The following is a 1339-nucleotide window of genomic DNA, read 5'->3' as shown; positions in this document are numbered from 1 at the left end:
AAATAAAGGAGGAAGAGGCGGCCGCAGGCCGACGCCGGCGGCGTCGCCTCCAAGGACATGGGACCCAGCGCCCGACCCACCAACCGCCGCGCGAAAAAATCCAGAGCGCGCTACGCACTAGCCACACGGAGGGAGAAGAACTTCTTGCCCCGCGGCATCGCGCCACCGGTAACCGGTGGCGCGTACCGCTTACAGCTGCTTGTCCAGACTGATCTGCACGCCGTGGTCGCGGTCCTCACCGCTGCCCACCAGCCCGCGGTAGTCCACGCGCAGGCCCCAGTCGCGACCGAAGTCGAACATCACCCCGGCGCCCAGCATCCAGCGGTTCCGGTCGAAGCCGTCCAGCGAGGTCCGGTAGAACGGCACCCCGGCCAGATCGGCGTACTGCATCGTGGCGGTGCCACTGCTGCTGAAGTCGTGCTGGTATTCCACCCGCAGCTGCGGCGTCCAGGCACCCCATGCAGCGGTCTTGCGTGTCTCGATGCGCAGGCCGGCGTTGCCGGTGCTGGTGTCCACGTCCTGGTCGCCGTAGCGCAGGGCGAACAGGTCGCTGCCCTGCTCGACATAGCGGTCGAGCGTGCCGCGCGAGGCATCCAGTCGCGCATACGGGGTGAACTGCCAGCTGCCACGGACCAGGTCGGCGCCGACAGACAGCGAACCGAACCACTGGCTGCCATCGCGACGGGCATGCACGAAGCTGCCGTCGCTGGTCACGTAGCGGCGCAGGTCGTAGTCCAGCAACTGGTGGCCCAACAGTGCATCCACGAACAGATGCTGGCCGGGGCTGTAGCTGCCGTACACCGCCAGGGTGAAGGCCTGGCCATCGCTGCGGCTGCCGTTCTCGCCCACATCGGTGCGGTCGCGACCGTAGCCCAGGCCGACGCCAAGGGCCAGGTCCTCACCGACCTGCAGGTCGCTGCCGAGGGTGACGCCGTCGGTGTTGAAGTCACCGCCGGCACTGCCGCGTCCGTTGGTCCGGCCGGTGCGGATCGTACCGCCCACCCACAGGCCGAGCGCTGCCTGCGCGCCAGTGCCGGTCGCGGCCGGCGCATCCAGCCCCGGTTCCCGATCGAACGGCTGGCGACGCTGGGCGTCGCAGTCACTGCCGGGCAGGCTGCCTACCGCCGGATCACAGCGCTGCGGCCCATAGGCCAGGCCCAGGTTGTTGCTGAAGCCGTTGCTGCGGCTGGCCCCATGCAGGCGCTGCATGCGCTGCTGGAAGTTCTCGATCTGCGAGGTCGCAAAGCGCCGCGCGGTATCGGCCTGCGCCGACAGCAGCCCGCGCACTTCCGGGTCGCGGGTCGGGTCCGGACGCTGGGTGACCTGCACGGTGTAATCG

Annotated in this window: 1 protein-coding gene; it reads right to left on the bottom strand. The window is 69.3% G+C overall.

Annotated features, from left to right (window positions below; translation table 11 throughout):
- Positions 1–189 precede the first annotated feature (189 nt).
- A partial coding sequence (locus tag ACXJKH_RS20590) for an autotransporter outer membrane beta-barrel domain-containing protein (protein ID WP_457322164.1) occupies positions 190–1339 on the bottom strand: 1150 nt, incomplete at its 5' end.

This window comes from Stenotrophomonas sp. P5_B8, assembly GCF_054049855.1.
Note: the sequence above shows the minus strand (reverse complement) of the source record. Positions and strands in the feature narration are given on the sequence as shown.